The sequence below is a fragment of the Pseudolactococcus raffinolactis NBRC 100932 genome, from assembly GCF_001591765.1.
Taxonomy (GTDB): domain Bacteria; phylum Bacillota; class Bacilli; order Lactobacillales; family Streptococcaceae; genus Pseudolactococcus; species Pseudolactococcus raffinolactis.
In genome coordinates this window covers 40,704-55,374 of record NZ_BCVN01000010.1, presented here as the reverse complement: position 1 = coordinate 55,374, position 14,671 = coordinate 40,704, and the positions used below count along the sequence as shown (strand labels likewise).

At 37.8% G+C, this 14,671-nt stretch carries 23 protein-coding genes and 1 pseudogene; 16 read left to right on the top strand and 8 right to left on the bottom strand.

The window, feature by feature from the left end; all coding sequences use genetic code 11:
* The 5 genes and pseudogenes from LRA01S_RS11050 to LRA01S_RS05055 form a co-directional block, all read right to left on the bottom strand.
* Positions 1-334, bottom strand: a pseudogene (locus tag LRA01S_RS11050) (phage integrase SAM-like domain-containing protein); the annotation flags it as partial.
* A gap of 6 nt (positions 335-340) precedes the next feature.
* On the bottom strand, positions 341-562 hold the full coding sequence (locus LRA01S_RS05070) for a hypothetical protein (RefSeq protein ID WP_061774533.1): 222 nt from the start codon (positions 560-562) through the stop codon (positions 341-343).
* Between the two features lie 128 nt (positions 563-690).
* Complete coding sequence (locus LRA01S_RS05065) at positions 691-1,713, bottom strand: SAP domain-containing protein (RefSeq protein ID WP_061774532.1); 1,023 nt, start codon at positions 1,711-1,713, stop codon at positions 691-693.
* A 17-nt stretch (positions 1,714-1,730) separates the two neighbouring features.
* A complete protein-coding gene (locus LRA01S_RS05060) occupies positions 1,731-2,165 on the bottom strand; it encodes a hypothetical protein (RefSeq protein WP_061774531.1) in 435 nt (144 codons plus the stop codon).
* Positions 2,166-2,178: 13 nt separating this feature from the next.
* Positions 2,179-2,511 (bottom strand): helix-turn-helix domain-containing protein, encoded by a 333-nt coding sequence (locus LRA01S_RS05055; RefSeq protein WP_061774534.1) that lies wholly within the window; start codon positions 2,509-2,511, stop codon positions 2,179-2,181.
* A 416-nt stretch (positions 2,512-2,927) separates the two neighbouring features.
* Between LRA01S_RS05055 and LRA01S_RS05050 the strand changes: the two genes are divergently transcribed.
* Both LRA01S_RS05050 and LRA01S_RS05045 read left to right on the top strand, forming a co-directional pair.
* The gene (locus tag LRA01S_RS05050) at positions 2,928-3,119 is read left to right on the top strand and encodes a hypothetical protein (RefSeq protein ID WP_031366573.1); all 192 of its coding nucleotides are present in this window, start codon (positions 2,928-2,930) and stop codon (positions 3,117-3,119) included.
* Positions 3,120-3,133: 14 nt separating this feature from the next.
* Positions 3,134-3,334: a hypothetical protein gene (locus LRA01S_RS05045; protein WP_061774530.1), complete on the top strand. Its 201-nt coding sequence runs from the start codon at positions 3,134-3,136 to the stop codon at positions 3,332-3,334.
* 7 nt (positions 3,335-3,341) lie between these two features.
* Here LRA01S_RS05045 and LRA01S_RS05040 read toward each other — a convergent pair whose 3' ends face one another.
* Positions 3,342-3,614: a DUF3892 domain-containing protein gene (locus LRA01S_RS05040; RefSeq protein WP_061774529.1), complete on the bottom strand. Its 273-nt coding sequence runs from the start codon at positions 3,612-3,614 to the stop codon at positions 3,342-3,344.
* A 192-nt stretch (positions 3,615-3,806) separates the two neighbouring features.
* Here LRA01S_RS05040 and LRA01S_RS05035 point away from each other — a divergent pair, with 192 nt between their 5' ends.
* From LRA01S_RS05035 to LRA01S_RS05025, 3 genes are all read left to right on the top strand, one after another.
* Complete coding sequence (locus LRA01S_RS05035) at positions 3,807-3,992, top strand: helix-turn-helix domain-containing protein (protein WP_061774528.1); 186 nt, start codon at positions 3,807-3,809, stop codon at positions 3,990-3,992.
* 72 nt (positions 3,993-4,064) lie between these two features.
* Positions 4,065-4,298 (top strand): hypothetical protein, encoded by a 234-nt coding sequence (locus LRA01S_RS05030; RefSeq protein WP_061774527.1) that lies wholly within the window; start codon positions 4,065-4,067, stop codon positions 4,296-4,298.
* Between the two features lie 11 nt (positions 4,299-4,309).
* Entirely contained in the window at positions 4,310-4,531 is a 222-nt protein-coding gene (locus LRA01S_RS05025; protein ID WP_061774526.1) for a hypothetical protein, read from the top strand.
* Between the two features lie 163 nt (positions 4,532-4,694).
* On the opposite strand, the gene LRA01S_RS05020 is transcribed toward LRA01S_RS05025, so the two are convergent.
* The gene (locus LRA01S_RS05020; protein ID WP_061774525.1) at positions 4,695-5,054 is read right to left on the bottom strand and encodes a hypothetical protein; all 360 of its coding nucleotides are present in this window, start codon (positions 5,052-5,054) and stop codon (positions 4,695-4,697) included.
* A 32-nt stretch (positions 5,055-5,086) separates the two neighbouring features.
* Here LRA01S_RS05020 and LRA01S_RS05015 point away from each other — a divergent pair, with 32 nt between their 5' ends.
* The 9 genes from LRA01S_RS05015 to LRA01S_RS04980 all read left to right on the top strand — a co-directional run bounded on the left by LRA01S_RS05015 (position 5,087) and on the right by LRA01S_RS04980 (position 13,217).
* On the top strand, positions 5,087-6,343 hold the full coding sequence (locus LRA01S_RS05015) for an AAA family ATPase (protein ID WP_061774524.1): 1,257 nt from the start codon (positions 5,087-5,089) through the stop codon (positions 6,341-6,343).
* A gap of 12 nt (positions 6,344-6,355) precedes the next feature.
* A complete protein-coding gene (locus LRA01S_RS05010; protein ID WP_061774523.1) occupies positions 6,356-7,438 on the top strand; it encodes an ATP-binding protein in 1,083 nt (360 codons plus the stop codon).
* Positions 7,439-7,456: 18 nt separating this feature from the next.
* Entirely contained in the window at positions 7,457-8,056 is a 600-nt protein-coding gene (locus tag LRA01S_RS05005; protein WP_061774522.1) for a hypothetical protein, read from the top strand.
* Positions 8,057-8,061: 5 nt separating this feature from the next.
* On the top strand, positions 8,062-8,322 hold the full coding sequence (locus tag LRA01S_RS05000; protein WP_061774521.1) for a hypothetical protein: 261 nt from the start codon (positions 8,062-8,064) through the stop codon (positions 8,320-8,322).
* Positions 8,297-9,892, top strand: a complete 1,596-nt coding sequence (locus LRA01S_RS04995) for a DEAD/DEAH box helicase (protein WP_061774520.1) — start codon at positions 8,297-8,299, stop codon at positions 9,890-9,892. The genes LRA01S_RS05000 and LRA01S_RS04995 overlap by 26 nt, the downstream gene beginning before the upstream one ends.
* 5 nt (positions 9,893-9,897) lie before the next feature.
* A complete protein-coding gene (locus LRA01S_RS04990) occupies positions 9,898-12,189 on the top strand; it encodes an AAA family ATPase (protein WP_082785393.1) in 2,292 nt (763 codons plus the stop codon).
* 255 nt (positions 12,190-12,444) lie between these two features.
* Complete coding sequence (locus tag LRA01S_RS04985; RefSeq protein WP_061774518.1) at positions 12,445-12,666, top strand: hypothetical protein; 222 nt, start codon at positions 12,445-12,447, stop codon at positions 12,664-12,666.
* Positions 12,659-12,823, top strand: a complete 165-nt coding sequence (locus LRA01S_RS10915) for a hypothetical protein (protein WP_156470220.1) — start codon at positions 12,659-12,661, stop codon at positions 12,821-12,823. Before LRA01S_RS04985 ends, LRA01S_RS10915 begins: the two co-directional genes overlap by 8 nt.
* Positions 12,810-13,217 (top strand): RusA family crossover junction endodeoxyribonuclease, encoded by a 408-nt coding sequence (locus LRA01S_RS04980; protein WP_061774517.1) that lies wholly within the window; start codon positions 12,810-12,812, stop codon positions 13,215-13,217. The genes LRA01S_RS10915 and LRA01S_RS04980 overlap by 14 nt, the downstream gene beginning before the upstream one ends.
* A 129-nt stretch (positions 13,218-13,346) precedes the next feature.
* Here LRA01S_RS04980 and LRA01S_RS11045 read toward each other — a convergent pair whose 3' ends face one another.
* A complete protein-coding gene (locus LRA01S_RS11045; protein ID WP_167372312.1) occupies positions 13,347-13,502 on the bottom strand; it encodes a hypothetical protein in 156 nt (51 codons plus the stop codon).
* Between the two features lie 132 nt (positions 13,503-13,634).
* On the opposite strand from LRA01S_RS11045, the gene LRA01S_RS04975 reads away from it, so the two are divergent.
* Together LRA01S_RS04975 and LRA01S_RS04970 are read left to right on the top strand one after the other, a co-directional pair.
* Positions 13,635-14,111: a hypothetical protein gene (locus LRA01S_RS04975; protein WP_061774516.1), complete on the top strand. Its 477-nt coding sequence runs from the start codon at positions 13,635-13,637 to the stop codon at positions 14,109-14,111.
* 14 nt (positions 14,112-14,125) lie between these two features.
* A complete protein-coding gene (locus LRA01S_RS04970; RefSeq protein WP_096824046.1) occupies positions 14,126-14,560 on the top strand; it encodes a transcriptional regulator in 435 nt (144 codons plus the stop codon).
* Positions 14,561-14,671 lie beyond the last annotated feature (111 nt).

Here is a 14,671-nt window from a genome sequence, read left to right as displayed (position 1 = left end):
TTACTTTATTTAATTCATCTTCTTCAAGAAAAAATTCAGAAATCTGTTTTACATTTTCTTTCTTCTTTGGCAGTCTAAAATTGTTTATAGGATTTTCTGTTAGATAGCCATGTTCGCAAGCATATTGGAAAATTGACTTCAATCTTGTTCTTATAGATCGTGCATAGGTAGTTGAGATATTTCGATCACCGAACATTACGGCTTCAAATTTTGATCTGATATAACTAGTTGTTATCTTTGAAACGAGTATATCGGGGTCTACCATTTCCAATATGAGCTTTACATTCCCTTTTACTGTATATGCTGTTGAGCTACGGACTTGTTTGGTATACAATTGAAACTACTCCGATACCAGATCAGAAAATACTATAGGGCTTATAGCATTTGATGCGTGATGTTGGCTTTTTGAAATTTTAGTTAACAGAATTTTTTGAGCTTGAGAACGGGTGATTCGTGTATCTTTATCAAGAGTTACAGATATAATTTTTTGTTTTCCAGTAAATTGGTCACGATACTTTTCTCGGAAAAGGAATTTCCCATTTGGTTTTTGTTCTATCCACATTGGCTTATGCCCCTTTCTGTGGTAAAATGGGTATAGTAAAACCTACTGTATTCCAGTATTGTTTACTATATTTTGGTAAGCGTTACTCACAATCTTTTGGCCGAGGTGGTGAGTGGCGCTTTTTTGTGCTAATAATTCAGTTTATATTTATCAGGCGCTTTTTTATATAGTTTTTTTATTAAAAGATCAAATTTTTCTTTATCTTCATTTAGTGCCAAAAATAACAGATCAAGAGCATCTTGCTTGGTATTTACAATTGACATGGGGAATAGTTTATAACAGATCTCCCAAGCAGTTTTAAGTCTATCTTCTATTTCAATATCATTTAAATCATTTCTAACTATTTCAGCTTTAAGTGATTTACCTAAATGTGGGTAATACTCAGGCACCCATAGATAGCGTCCAGAGTTGTTTAGACCACTAATTTCAATGCAGAAACTTTGCATGAGTGCATCTATATCCCCACCCCTGTAGTTTGAAATGTTTTTTAAGCGTATCGTCGACATCCCAAAATTCCGATTTTTAATATCTAAAATGAACGCGTTTTCTAATATTTCAATTGCATGTGACTCAGGAGTACCGGTCAGTTTGTTCTCGAATGTAAACGCATTTACTGAACCATCTTTTGAATTGTTTTTATGACCCCATATAATATTTGAGTATTTTCTTAGAATTGAATTGCCTAATTCAGTTACTTTGTATACCTTACCATTAATATTAGTAGCGAGATCCTCGTCAGTTAAATTGGCTTTGATGCGATCAATTAATTCTATCTTTTTTCTACCACTTACGGGGAGGCCATATTTTTCTAGAATGTTCTTAAGCTCTATAACTTTCAAACTTTCGAGGTGTTCTTTCGGAGTTGACCAACGTAAGAACCCCTTATCAAAAAGCTTTATGAATTCAATATTAGCATTTATCGAATAATCATATAAGAAGTATCTTGGAATGTAAGCCTCTATGCTTTTCCCATCACACCACCATAGTAGAACAACACTTCCTAGTGAGATACCCTCGCTTAAAAGATGTTTGTCGTAACTTCTAGCAACTTCTATTTCAGAGGGCTCCTCTTGTGGAAGAACGTCCATTCTAACTTGGATCTTTTCAATTTGTTTACTCTCTCTACTTTTAAAGATATTAAAAAATCCCATCGGTTCTCTACTTTCTATCAATATATTAATTGAGTACGATACTCAAAAGCTACCTTTTCCATTTCCTGCTCAGCCATATCATAAAAATTCTCTACTGACAGTTTAAATCGATTCAAGAACCTTTCAGGCGTGTAGTAGTAGACGTGGTAATCTATCTCCTCTAAATAATCTTTAGCCTTGCAGCTAATCATGAAACGGTTAGCTTTAGCTTCGTTAATAATATGTAATTGTGGTGCGCTCAGTTTTGAAAGAGTGTGCCCTTTTATATTATGGCCACATTCATGCAGTATAACGCACTCTGTCTCATCTTCACTTAAACCAGCCCTTACAAAGATAATCCCGTTCTCAGAGTTGCATTCTTCTGCGTGAGGAATGTATAAGCCTTTATCATGTAATTCAGGAGCCCATATTAAGACTATACCTGTCTCACGTAAAATATCGTGATAGTCCATATATTTGCCCTCATCACTTGTCTCGTCCAGCAAAGTAAGCAGCTAACAGACTTTTTACAATCTCTTTGTCGTGGTCATCTATTGGCTTACCAGAATATCCCTCAGCATTATCAATAGCGTCAAGTAGCTCAGGAGAGAATTGAGGTGCTGTTTGCTCTTCACGACCGAGCAGGTAATCTACAGACACGTGGAAGTAGTCGGCGACTTTTGCTAAATCAGCTGCTTTAGGATTAGTCTTTTTCCAAGTGTAAAATAGATTTTCACTAAAACCCAACTTTAAAGCCAAATCTTTCATAGCAATGTCTCTGCTTTTGGCTAATTTTTTTATTTGTTCAAATACAGTCATATCAAGCATCCTATAATTATAATTCCGAAAAGTATAAAAATTTATTATTTTTACTTGACAAAAGCTATAAGATATTATAGAATTAATCTTGTAAAGATAAGTTAGCCTTTCGGTTAGCGAATAGACCTATAAAAAGCACTTAGAACGCTCCGCCAAGAATGTTTAATAAGCTTTTATTAGGTGTTTTAACTATGCTTTTATTGTACAAGAACTTATAGTTATTGTCAATAAAAAATGTAAAAAACGCTAACTTTTTCTTATACAAAATCTTAACTCAATAATATAGCTATCTCTAGGGCATGATAATAACTACCCAACATGAGAGGTCAAGAGGTTGGCAATAGCCATAAAAGTGTCCTCGCTTAATTGAGTTGAGAAATAAAAAAAGCCATGATGGGCTAGAAAGGAGGCATAGTATGCCAGTTGATGACCATGGTTTGAACTTGGTTAATGAGTTCATTACCACAAATGGAATTGAAAAAATGAGTTTGGCAGCAAAGTATGATGTTGCTAAAAATGTCATGATTGACACTTTAAGCGGACGTCTTCGCACACCGCAGGCTCATAAAATTATCTTGAAAATCATTGATGATTTCAAGCTGCGTTAGAAAGGAAACGAATAATGAATAATTTTGAACAAAAGTTAGTAGAGATACTAAGCAGATTAGCTAATGGATATATTGAGCCGGTTGAATTTTGTGTTAGTAATTCCCCTAGTAAGACCATAGGAAAGGTTACACAAACTGTGTCATTCTTCTATGATATACCTGAACCGGATACTGATATTTTCGGCAATAAAATACCCGTCAAAATCGACGAGTAGTTAATTACTAAAATCTTGGGAGACTAAGTAAATTGTCTTTTGTAGTTGAATTTGCTTTAGTACGGATGTATGGCAATATACCATTTGGGTGTACAGTTTCAACTTCAATTTGATTGCCAAACGAATTTACATAGTAGTAAAAGTTATTATTATCTATGTAAAGAACAACTTGACTGATACTTTCTACTGTTCCATCTTCAAGTTTTACTTGAGTAATTTTATCAGTAGTTGGTTCATATTCACTTGATAAACGAATATGCGTAATTTTGTTTTTTGACATCTAAGTTAACTCCTTTCTGTAGTATTTCAATAGATTGATAAACAAACTTTGGAGGACCATTTATCAATGCTAGCGATAGCTTAATTATACTCAACATGTAGTGAGTAGTCAAGGATTTAATCACAATATATTGTGATTTTGTGTAAAAAAATACACATTAGGCACTATATATAGTGTATTTGGGGGGGAGATATGTGGAATAAAATAAAAAAAATGCTAGATGAAAAGCAAATTACAACTTATCAGCTATCAAAGTTAACTGGTATAAGCGAACAGAGTTTCTCAAAATTGAGAAATGGATTATCTAAAGAGCTTTCATTTGGTTCGATGGTCAAGATAGCTGATGCACTTGATATCAGCTTAGATGAATTCAGGTAAACAAAAAAGCGCTCTGGAAAGCGCTCACTAAAAACTAATATACACAAATTATACCACAGAAAGTAGGATTATATGGCACTTGATTTATCTGATGGAAATTGGATATCTAAAAAGAAATTCAAAGAAGAATTTGACCTTGGTGAAACAGCCTATCAGACTAGAATGAAAGCCATGACCGCTGGAGATTCTGAATTTAAGAATGGATATGCTAAAGTCAATCGCCAAGAAGTTTATATCAACCGGAAAATTTATAGCGCATGGATAAGTGCAGAAGCAGAAAAAAATATGTTCTGGGTTGATTACTAGAAAGGAATCAAATGACACAATTTGAAGTAAGCCAACATGCTTTGTTGTTGGCAAATAACGAAGGTCAGAGCCGTGAAATCAAACGTCTACAAGTTGAGGCTAAGCAAATGAGAGTAGCTTTCAGAGATCTAGATTTGTACTGTGGTCAACTTGAAGCTGAAAATGAACGGCTTAAAGCGAAATTAGCACGATACGAGATGTTTGAGACCGCTACACGGGTTTGGGGGTATTGAGTGAAAATTGACAAAGAGGAAAAGTTAAACAATTTAAAATTTATCAATTATCATATTCGAAAAAGAAATACATCTCTAAAAATTGAAAACGAAATGCTTAGAGATGATGTGGCAGTTTTAAGATTACTTTTAGTTCTTTGCTCTTCAGCATTCATATGTTTACTTATCGCAGTAATAATAGGTTTATTGTTAAAGAGGTAATAACTGATGTGATGAATGATGAAGCTGCTCCAATGATGACTGTTCGAATTAACCATTTATTTCGCTCACTTTTTTCATCTTCTATGTAAGTATAACCTTTTGGAGTAACAGAGACATAATCTATTGCTCCACCAGTATTTAAGTACTCCATATTAAAAGTTACTAAACCTTTAGCTCGGAGTTCTTTTAATACCGGGTAAGAAACACTAAGGTAAACATAAGCTGGAATAAATGATCCACCACTTAATTCCATCTCTGCTTCCCAATCATCAATTTCATCAATCAATTTTGCTAATTCAACTTTTAATTTTTTATTATTCATATTCAAATTATACCAAAAGAAAGGTACAAAACATGGTAAAAATTAACAAACTAGAAATAGAAAATGTCAAGCGTGTCAAAGCTGTCCAACTCGAACCGACAGCGAACGGCTTGACGATAATCGGAGGTCGTAATGGTCAAGGAAAGACTTCAATCTTGGACTCGATCGCTTGGGCGTTAGGCGGAAATAAATACAAGCCTAGTCAGGCACAACGTGAGGGCAGTGTATTGCCACCTAATCTGCATATTGTCCTTGACAATGGCCTAGAGATACGTCGTGACGGCAAGAATAGTGATCTGAAGGTAATTGACCCAAGCGGGAACAAAGCAGGTCAGCAGCTACTTAATTCATTCGTTGAGGAGTTTTCAATCAACTTGCCTAAATTCATTGAGGCCAATAACTCAGAAAAGGCTAAAACGTTGCTTCAAATCATCGGAGTCGGCGAGCAGTTGGCCGTGCTTGAACAACAAGAAAATGAAAAGTATAACCAGCGAACTACGATTGGTCAGATTGCTGACCAGAAGAAAAAGTTTGCTGCCGAACAGGTCTATTATCCTGATGCACCTAAAGAGCTTGTGAGTGTGTCTGAGCTTATCACACAACAGCAGTCAATCTTGGCCAAGAATGGTGAAAATGCTCGTCTGAGATCACAACGTGACCAGTTAGCGCAGTTAAAAGATAATCTTGATACAGAAATTGATAGATTGATTGCTGAACGTGCTGACATTGAAACTAAGTTAGCAATTGCTGAAAAATCTGCAATGGACTTGATTGATGAATCAACTGAGCAGCTTGAACAAAATATTGCACAAGTCGAACAGATTAATCTTAAAGTTAGGGCCAACCTTGATAAAGATAAGGCCAATGAAGATGCTCAAAATTACAAAGACCAGTATGATGGTCTGACATCTGAGATTGAGGATATCAGGCTTGAAAAAACTAAGCTGCTTGATAACGCTGACTTGCCACTGCCTGGTCTATCCGTTGCTGAAGGTGAGCTGCTTTATAATGGTCAAAAATGGGATAACATGTCAGGCGCTGAACAGTTGAAAGTATCGACTGCAATTGTCCGCAAGCTCAATCCTGAATGTGGCTTTATATTGGTAGATAAACTTGAACAGTTCGACCTTGAAACATTAACCGAGTTTGGTCAATGGGCTGAGACAGAACAACTACAAATTATCGCCACTCGTGTCTCAACTGGTGATGAGTGCTCCATTATCATTACTGATGGTTATAGCGAAGAAGTGCCTCAAGTAGCAGTAGAAGCACCTAAATATCAATTTTAAAGGAGAAATTAAATGACATTTAATATCACAAGTGGTCCAACTGCTACCGCTCAAAAAGTTGTGTTGTATGGTGTGGAGGGTATTGGTAAGTCAACATTCGCATCACAGTTCCCTAACCCTGTCTTTATAGACACGGAAGGGTCTACATCCAATATGAACATCCAACGTCTTGATAATCCGAATAGCTGGCAAATGTTACTAGATGAAGTGAACTACGTTAAGCAAAGTCGAATTTGTAGCACGCTTATTATTGATAGTGCAGACTGGGCTGAACGAATTTGTAAGGAGTACTTAGCAGTTCTTGGTAAATGGACTGATAGTAATAATGATTACGGTGCTAAATACATCGCCTTAGAAAAAGAGTTTGGATTACTTATCAACAAATTATCTGACTTAGTAGAGCTTGGCATTAATGTAGTGCTTACTGCCCATGCAAAATTGAAGAAGAAAGAAGAGCCTGATCAGATGGGAGCATTTGATCGGTATCAACTCAAAATGGAAGATAAAACTGGGGCTATCGTTAAAGAATGGGCTGACATGGTGCTATTCGCTAACTATGAAATGACAGTTCTGACTGACGAAAAAACCAAATCCAAAAAGGCAACTGGTGGTCATAGGGTTATGTATGCGACACATTATCCAGGGTGGGATGCTAAAAATCGACATGGCCTACCTGACAAGTTACCATTTGAGTTTGGCACTATTGCGCATATTTTCAACGAGACTCATACACCAGTACAAGAGCCTGAGCCACAAGAAGCACCTGTCGTTGAAACACAGCCAGAGCAAGTTGAATTAATTCCGACTCCTGGTGCTTGGACTCCTGGAGGCGGGGAGGTAGCCGATACATCTGCTAACCAAAATCAATTTTCTCGTGATCCAATTGTGCTTGATCCAGGTATTGATCCACAACTTGCACAGCTTATGACCGCAAATGGCGTGACAGAAGATGAAGTCAAGGCAGTTGTCGTTGAAAAAGGGTTTATGCCTGCAGAGGTATCAGTCAAAGATTATCCATCTGATTTAGTACAAGGTGGACTTGTTGCACAATGGGCGAATATTATTGCCCAAATTACAGCCAAAAGAGGCTTTTAGAAAAAGGAGAATAGAAAAATGGAAGATATGAAAACATTTGGTTGGGATGACGAAATTTCAAATGAGGGAACCCCTTTTGCATTATTTGATGCGGGTACGTACCCTTTCACAGTTGTGAATTTTGAACGCAGTACTTATCAGCCAAAACCTAATTATCAAGCAAAAGTACCTACGGGAACTAATATGGCTATTTTATCATTGGAATTCATTAATGCTTCTACAGGTGAAAAGTCAACAGTTAAGGAAAACTTATATCTGTATGGCAAGGGAGAATGGAGAATCTCTCAGTTCTTCATTTCAATTGGTCAAAAGAAAAAAGGGGAACCACTCCGTCCAAATTGGCAAGCAGTATTGGGTGCCAAAGGAATAGCTGAGCTTGAAATTAACAACTATACAGATAGGGATGGAAACCCTGGCAAAAACAATCGTGTGAAGACTTTCAACGAACCTACACAACAAGCAGCGTCCCCAGCATATCAAGCACCTCAACAAAATTACCAACAAACACCACCACCACAACCGCAGGTAAATCAACAACCACCAGTTACGCCTTTCCCTGGTGCAACTCCTCAACAACCACAAACACCGCCAACTGGTGGCTATAACTTCGGAGGGTAATAATTATGCTTGCTGAAAAAAATCTTACTGGAAAATTTAAGTTTCAATCATCTGAAGCTGTCAAGGAATTTTCAAAATGGCTTGTAAGTATTGGTCAGGATTTTTCATACAAAGAAAAAGATTACATGGTCACAGTCAAGTTTGATTTTGATGAAGACTATAATGCTGCTGAAGCAAAGGCTTATGAATTAGAAAAAGAAGCTGATCCACAAATGTCTTTAGAACTAGAGGAGGTAGAAGATGGAGCTACGTCCTTATCAGATTGAGGCTAACAAGCATATTCAAGAAGAATGGGAAAATGGCAATAATAAAACGTTGCTGGTACTACCTACTGGCCTAGGTAAGACTGTAACATTTTCAGACCTAACTAAGGCACTTGTTAGCAAAGGCGAGCGTGTGCTAATCATGGCACATCGTGGTGAATTGCTTGATCAAGCTGCAGACAAACTTTTCAAAGTAACAGGATTGAAAACTGCAGTAGAGAAAGCAGACGATACCGCAGAAAATTCTTTCTATCGTGTGACCGTCGGTAGTGTCCAAACACTCATGCGTGAGAAACGTTTGAAGCGTTTTAAACGTGACCATTATGACACAATCATAGTGGACGAGGCCCATCACATCATGGCCAGTAGCTATCAATCAGTACTTGACTACTTTAGTAGCGCTAAAGTCTTAGGTGTTACAGCTACCGCAGATAGGACAGATAAGAAAAATCTAGGTCAGTATTTTGACTCATTGGCCTATGAGTATTCTCTACCAGATGCCATAAGGAATGGTTATTTGTCACCAATGAAGGCATTGACAATCCCTTTGAAAATCGACTTGTCAGGCGTTGCAATGACTGCTGGTGATTTCAAGGCTAGTGATGTTGGTAGCGCACTAGACCCATATTTGTATCAGATTGCTGATGAGATGATTAAATACTGCAGCGACCGCAAGACAGTCATATTCTTGCCACTAGTCGCAACGTCTAAGAAATTCCGTGATATTCTGAACGAAAAAGGTTTTAAAGCAGCTGAGGTCAACGGAGAATCAAAAGACCGTGCTGAGATACTAGCAGACTTTGACGCAGGCAAGTACAACGTACTGTGTAATTCGATGCTACTAACTGAGGGCTGGGACTCGCCAGAAGTCGACTGTGTGATCATGCTGAGACCTACTAAGTCACGACCGCTCTATGTGCAGTGTATTGGACGTGGGCTGAGACTTGCTGAAGGAAAAGAAGATTGTTTAATTTTAGATTTTCTTTGGCATACAGAACGTCACGAGCTAGTCCATCCAGCCAATCTGATTGCTAAAGATGATGAGATTGCAGCCAAAATGACTGAGAAAATGGCCGAACTTGACGAAGAAGAACAGCCAGCGTTATTTGATTTAGAAGAAATTGCAGAAGTTGCAGAAAGTGAAGTCGTTCAGGATCGTGAGAATTCACTTGCTGAGAAATTGGCAGAGATGAAGAAACGCAAGCGTAAACTTGTTGATCCGTTGCAATTCGAGATGTCTATCCAATCCGAGGACCTGATGAACTATGCACCTTCATTTGGATGGGAAATGGCACCAGCTTCAGATAAACAAGTTGCCGCACTTGAAAAATTTGGAATCTTCCCTGAGGAAATTGAAAATGCTGGCAAGGCTACTGTGCTGCTTGATAAGCTGAATAAGCGCAAAATGGCTGGTCTTACAACACCCAAACAGATACGATTTTTAGAAAGTCGAGGTTTCCAGCATGTCGGGACTTGGAATTTTGATAGTGCTAGAAAGTTAATTGACAGGATTGCTGGGAATGGCTGGCGGATCCCTGCTGATATTGTACCTAGTGAATATAAAGGAACATAAAAATAATGGATGATAAATTTGACTTAATCCCACTACTCGAATATATACCACCGACACAGTTAGATTATCTTGATTGGGTGTCGGTGGGTATGGCCTTAAAACAGGAAGGCTATGGATTCGACGTGTGGGACACATGGTCACAACAAGATAGTAGATACAATTCACGAGAAATGGAAAGTAAATGGGAGTCACTTGGCCATAGTAAAGATACTCCTGTCACTGGTGCTTTCATCACAATGAAGGCTAAAGAAAATGGGTGGATACCTCGTCAATATGATGGCGATGGTATGCAAACATTCGGTTGGGATGATGAAATAAGTTATGAAAGTACAGGGAATTATAAAATTGTTGATAAATCGTGGGTTGAAGGTAAAGAAATCCATGAGCCTGATAACAATTGGAATCCTGTAACACAGCTAAAAACATACATCAAAACACTTTTTGCAAATGACGACTATGTCAGTTATGTTGTTGATAGTTGGCAAAAAGAAGATGGTAAATTTTCTGTTAGCGGGTCAGGTATCTACTCAAAAACAGCCGAACAACTTCTTAATGAGCTTGATAAGTATTCAGAAAGTAAGGATATCGGTTGGGTTGTAGGAGATTATAACCAAGAAGCTGGGGCATGGATTCGTTTCAATCCGTTAGACGGCAAAGGTGTCAAAAATGATAATGTTAAAGAATTCAAGTATGCTCTAGTAGAATCTGACAACTTATCTATTGCCAAACAGAATGCAGTCATGCGTGAGCTAGAATTACCAATCGCAGCGCTTGTCTATTCTGGCAGTAAGTCAGTTCATGCAATTGTCAAAGTAGATGCTAACGATTATCAAGAATACAGAAAACGTGTTGAGTACCTCTATAAAATCTGTAATAAGAATGGTCTACAAGTAGATGGCCAGAACAAGAATCCTTCACGATTGTCTCGCATGCCTGGGGTTGTCCGTGGCGACCATAAGCAGTTTCTGATAGATACTAATATCGGTAAAGCTTCATGGGAAGAATGGCAGACTTGGATTGAGGACTTGAACGATGATTTGCCAGAGTTTGAGAGCTTGGCCGAGATGTTCCAGGAAGACCCACCGCTTGCACCTGTCTTGATTGATGGAGTTCTCAGACGTGGGCATAAGATGTTAATTGCTGGACCATCTAAGGCTGGTAAGTCATTTGCACTTATGGAAATGACAATCTCAATAGCTGAGGGCATTCCATGGTTTGGTTTCAACTGTGAAATGGGTAAAGTCCTCTATCTCAACATGGAGTTGGACCGACCGTCAGCATATAAACGGTTTAAGGATATCTATCAGTCAATGGGAATACCGCCTAAACATCTTGAAAATATCAGCATTTGGAACATGCGTGGTCACTCTATCCCAATGGATAAGCTAACGCCTAAACTGATCAGACGTGCTCAAAAAGAGAAGTTCGATGCCGTCATCATTGACCCTATCTATAAAGTATTGACAGGTTCAGAAAATGATGCGGAGCAGATGGCTAAGTTTACGAATAACTTCGATAAGGTAGCCATGGAATTAGGCACGTCAGTTATCTACTGTCATCACCACTCGAAAGGTGCACAGGGTGGTAAGTCATCAATGGACCGCTCAAGTGGTTCTGGTGTGTTTGCACGTGACCCTGATGCAATCCTAGACCTGATAGAGTTAGACGTCACTAAGTCATTACGTGATCAGCAGAAAAATAGAGCTATATCTAAATTCTATGCCGATATTATCCGTGATGAAAAACCTGCTTACTTTCCTGAAATTGGCCAAGATGATTTATTATCAGCTGCTGAAATGCGCAAGCATCTGACAGCAGCACTAGGTACTGAACGTGCTGAACATATCGCAGGATTTGAGTTAGGACAACTTAGCAAGCGTGTTGACCTTATGACCGCATGGCGGCTTGAAGGAACACTCCGAGAGTTTCCGAAATTCGATTCTGTAAATCTTTGGTTTAATTATCCGCTACATTATTCAGATGATGCTGGAGTACTGAAAGACCTTGAGCCAGTTGGTAGTGAGCCACCTTACAAGCGTGGAGCTAGAAAAGGTAGCGAAGCGAACTCATCAGAGGACAAAAAAGCTGCACGAGCTGCTGCTAATAAAGAAAAATTAGACATGGCATTTGACTTTCTAATGGACGAAGAAGGTAAAGTACTCATTGGTAAATTAGCTGAAGGAATTGAAGGGCAGCCTAACAAAGAGACTGTAAAAAAATGGATAGATAACAGTGAAGACTATGAAAGAGATAGTAATGGTTGGGTCAAAAAGCCTGAAACAGATAAGGAAAATTGATACCTATACTATGGTCAAAAAGCCCTGAAAGTTATACCCTAAAAAGTACCAAAAAGCCTAATGTGCTTTAGGCATTTTGACGGTCAAAAAAAGGGGTCAAAAAGCCCTCTAAGTAAACTTAACAATTGATGTCAAGGGGGTGGGTTTATTCCCAACCCCCATTGACACACAAAAGATGAAGTTTAGAGAAGTAAAAAAGTCGAACTGTAAAATTCAAAAATAAAATAACAGGGGTGGAGGTGGGATATAAAAATTATGGACTATAAACAATTTTTTGCCGATATAGAAAAATGGATATACGAGTGTAACAATCAAGCTGCGAAACTTGGTTTCATGACAGATGAGTTTTGGAACTGGGTTGTGAAATCGCTTGAGGAGTTCACTAAGAAATACAACAATGAAAAGTTGGCTATGAAACAAGCTAGTATGTTGCTTGAATGGCTAGATGAATTATGGAAGGATATGAAAAATGCCTGATTTCAATTTTGAGGATTTACTCAATAAATTTAACACTGATCAAAACCAGTCGCCACTTTTGCGATTGGCAAATGATTGGACGAAAATATCTGACAGTACTGCAGCATTAGCCGTTAGATGTGGGAAGTTGCTGGAGGATTCCTATGGTAGTAATTAATCTAGATCCTTATCCATCTCCAAGACCTAGGTTTACTAGGCAAGGTAGGCCATACATGCCAAAAGAATACACGGCATGGAAAAAGAAGTTTCTAAAAGAATGGTTGACGTATGGATTAGATAAGTTTGATGCAGGGGTTGCTTTAAAAGTGGAATTGATATTTTTCATCAAACCACCTTTGGCAATATCTAAAGTTAAGAAAAATAAACAGGCACTTGAGGATGAAACTATAATTGTTGTCAAAAAGCCTGACTTAGATAATCTTGAGAAGTCAGTGCTTGATTCAATTAATGGTCACGCATATGAAGATGACAATCAAATCAGTGAATTGAGTTCTAAAAAACGATACTCATTGAATCCACGTGTGGAAATTGAGATTAGGGAGGACATATAAAAATTACAGTGCAAGAGGCACTGATGGAAGCTGTTAAGGCATAGTTGAACAAAAATAAAAAGGCACCTACTCAAATAATTAAGTAGATGCTGCTATAAAGGTGGATAGTTTTCCATTATTATCTTTCCTTTAAATCATTGATTTTAAATTGAATACCGCTTCTTCAAGTGTTACACCAGAAGCGTTGATGCTGAGATCATCAGCAAGACTTGCTTTAAATGTGTTATTAACTGTATCGAGAGATACTCTGTATTCAAAATCTTCGTTTGTATATGTGAATGTCATATTGCATTCCCCTTTCTTAAAAAATCTACGAAAGGTACTATAACGAAATAACGAAATTCTTTATTAAGAGTAACATACAAAGAATGATAAGTCAAAATTAAAATCTAAGTATTATAGTTAGGAGGTTAAGAAATGAAATTTGATTATTTAAACAAAGAGGCAAGCAGAGATGTATATATGCCGCTATTCAGAAAATCTAGCCCTTCAGATGGTTTAAATTCTAAAATATTTGGTATGAGACTGATTATTGTAACTGCGCATCGATTAAATCAGACGGAGTGGTATAAAAATGTGGGTAGGCCTGCTTATAAGGAATATATGCGAGGGCTCTGGGCGTCTGGGAAAATAAAGTATAATGGATGCGGTTTTCAAAAAGGTTATCAACCTACTACTCGCCGGACTGATATTGATCGTTATAAAGATGAAATAGTTGAAGCGTATGAATATTATAATTGGACCCTTAAAGACTTAGCAAAACAATTTCACTGTTCTACTCCAATCATTCGTGCAAGACTAATTAAATGGATGGGAGAAGACAGATATAAAACAACATGTCGTGAACATTGGAAAAATAAAAACTGCGAAAAAATGGATTACTATCATTTTTGATTAGGAGGATGAGATTGGCTAGAAAAAAACAGGAGCTAAGCCGAAAGACTCTAGCGAGGCTAGAAGAAGAAATGCGGATGTACCCGAAGATTCCACGGCTAAAAGCTGAGGCATTGGTCACAGCAGAGCTAAATCGTGATACAGATGTTAATTGGTGGATTCAAGGCAGTCGTAAGAAGTCAGAACCACCGCTTGATGAGCTCATGAAAAAAGAAGGCAATAAGGCTTATCAGTACTATGATCAGTTGGCAAAAGATATTGAGCGGACTGTGAGTGGACTGTCCCCAGATTTGCAGAAGATTATTCATGAATGTTTCTGGGGCATGAATAATTACCTTGACTGGACAACGATTGGTACAATCTATTTGCATGTTGGTGTCAGACAGATATATGCTGTTAGATATAATATCTTAGAAAGTTTTGCAATACAGCGAGGAATATCGTTTTAAAAAATTTTTTCAGGGGGACAAAAAAATGGGTAGTTTTGTCCCCATTTAGTGTGGTATATTAGTATCATGGAATTCAAAATAAAAAGCAATTAGTGGTTTGAGCACTGGTTG

Coding starts and splice junctions, on each gene's coding strand:
- LRA01S_RS05070 (WP_061774533.1), bottom strand. CDS start 562: ATGTGGATAGAACAAAAACCAAATGGGAAATTCCTTTTCCGAGAAAAG.
- LRA01S_RS05065 (WP_061774532.1), bottom strand. CDS start 1,713: ATGGGATTTTTTAATATCTTTAAAAGTAGAGAGAGTAAACAAATTGAA.
- LRA01S_RS05060 (WP_061774531.1), bottom strand. CDS start 2,165: ATGGACTATCACGATATTTTACGTGAGACAGGTATAGTCTTAATATGG.
- LRA01S_RS05055 (WP_061774534.1), bottom strand. CDS start 2,511: ATGACTGTATTTGAACAAATAAAAAAATTAGCCAAAAGCAGAGACATT.
- LRA01S_RS05050 (WP_031366573.1), top strand. CDS start 2,928: ATGCCAGTTGATGACCATGGTTTGAACTTGGTTAATGAGTTCATTACC.
- LRA01S_RS05045 (WP_061774530.1), top strand. CDS start 3,134: ATGAATAATTTTGAACAAAAGTTAGTAGAGATACTAAGCAGATTAGCT.
- LRA01S_RS05040 (WP_061774529.1), bottom strand. CDS start 3,614: ATGTCAAAAAACAAAATTACGCATATTCGTTTATCAAGTGAATATGAA.
- LRA01S_RS05035 (WP_061774528.1), top strand. CDS start 3,807: ATGTGGAATAAAATAAAAAAAATGCTAGATGAAAAGCAAATTACAACT.
- LRA01S_RS05030 (WP_061774527.1), top strand. CDS start 4,065: ATGGCACTTGATTTATCTGATGGAAATTGGATATCTAAAAAGAAATTC.
- LRA01S_RS05025 (WP_061774526.1), top strand. CDS start 4,310: ATGACACAATTTGAAGTAAGCCAACATGCTTTGTTGTTGGCAAATAAC.
- LRA01S_RS05020 (WP_061774525.1), bottom strand. CDS start 5,054: ATGAATAATAAAAAATTAAAAGTTGAATTAGCAAAATTGATTGATGAA.
- LRA01S_RS05015 (WP_061774524.1), top strand. CDS start 5,087: ATGGTAAAAATTAACAAACTAGAAATAGAAAATGTCAAGCGTGTCAAA.
- LRA01S_RS05010 (WP_061774523.1), top strand. CDS start 6,356: ATGACATTTAATATCACAAGTGGTCCAACTGCTACCGCTCAAAAAGTT.
- LRA01S_RS05005 (WP_061774522.1), top strand. CDS start 7,457: ATGGAAGATATGAAAACATTTGGTTGGGATGACGAAATTTCAAATGAG.
- LRA01S_RS05000 (WP_061774521.1), top strand. CDS start 8,062: ATGCTTGCTGAAAAAAATCTTACTGGAAAATTTAAGTTTCAATCATCT.
- LRA01S_RS04995 (WP_061774520.1), top strand. CDS start 8,297: ATGGAGCTACGTCCTTATCAGATTGAGGCTAACAAGCATATTCAAGAA.
- LRA01S_RS04990 (WP_082785393.1), top strand. CDS start 9,898: ATGGATGATAAATTTGACTTAATCCCACTACTCGAATATATACCACCG.
- LRA01S_RS04985 (WP_061774518.1), top strand. CDS start 12,445: ATGGACTATAAACAATTTTTTGCCGATATAGAAAAATGGATATACGAG.
- LRA01S_RS10915 (WP_156470220.1), top strand. CDS start 12,659: ATGCCTGATTTCAATTTTGAGGATTTACTCAATAAATTTAACACTGAT.
- LRA01S_RS04980 (WP_061774517.1), top strand. CDS start 12,810: ATGGTAGTAATTAATCTAGATCCTTATCCATCTCCAAGACCTAGGTTT.
- LRA01S_RS11045 (WP_167372312.1), bottom strand. CDS start 13,502: ATGACATTCACATATACAAACGAAGATTTTGAATACAGAGTATCTCTC.
- LRA01S_RS04975 (WP_061774516.1), top strand. CDS start 13,635: ATGAAATTTGATTATTTAAACAAAGAGGCAAGCAGAGATGTATATATG.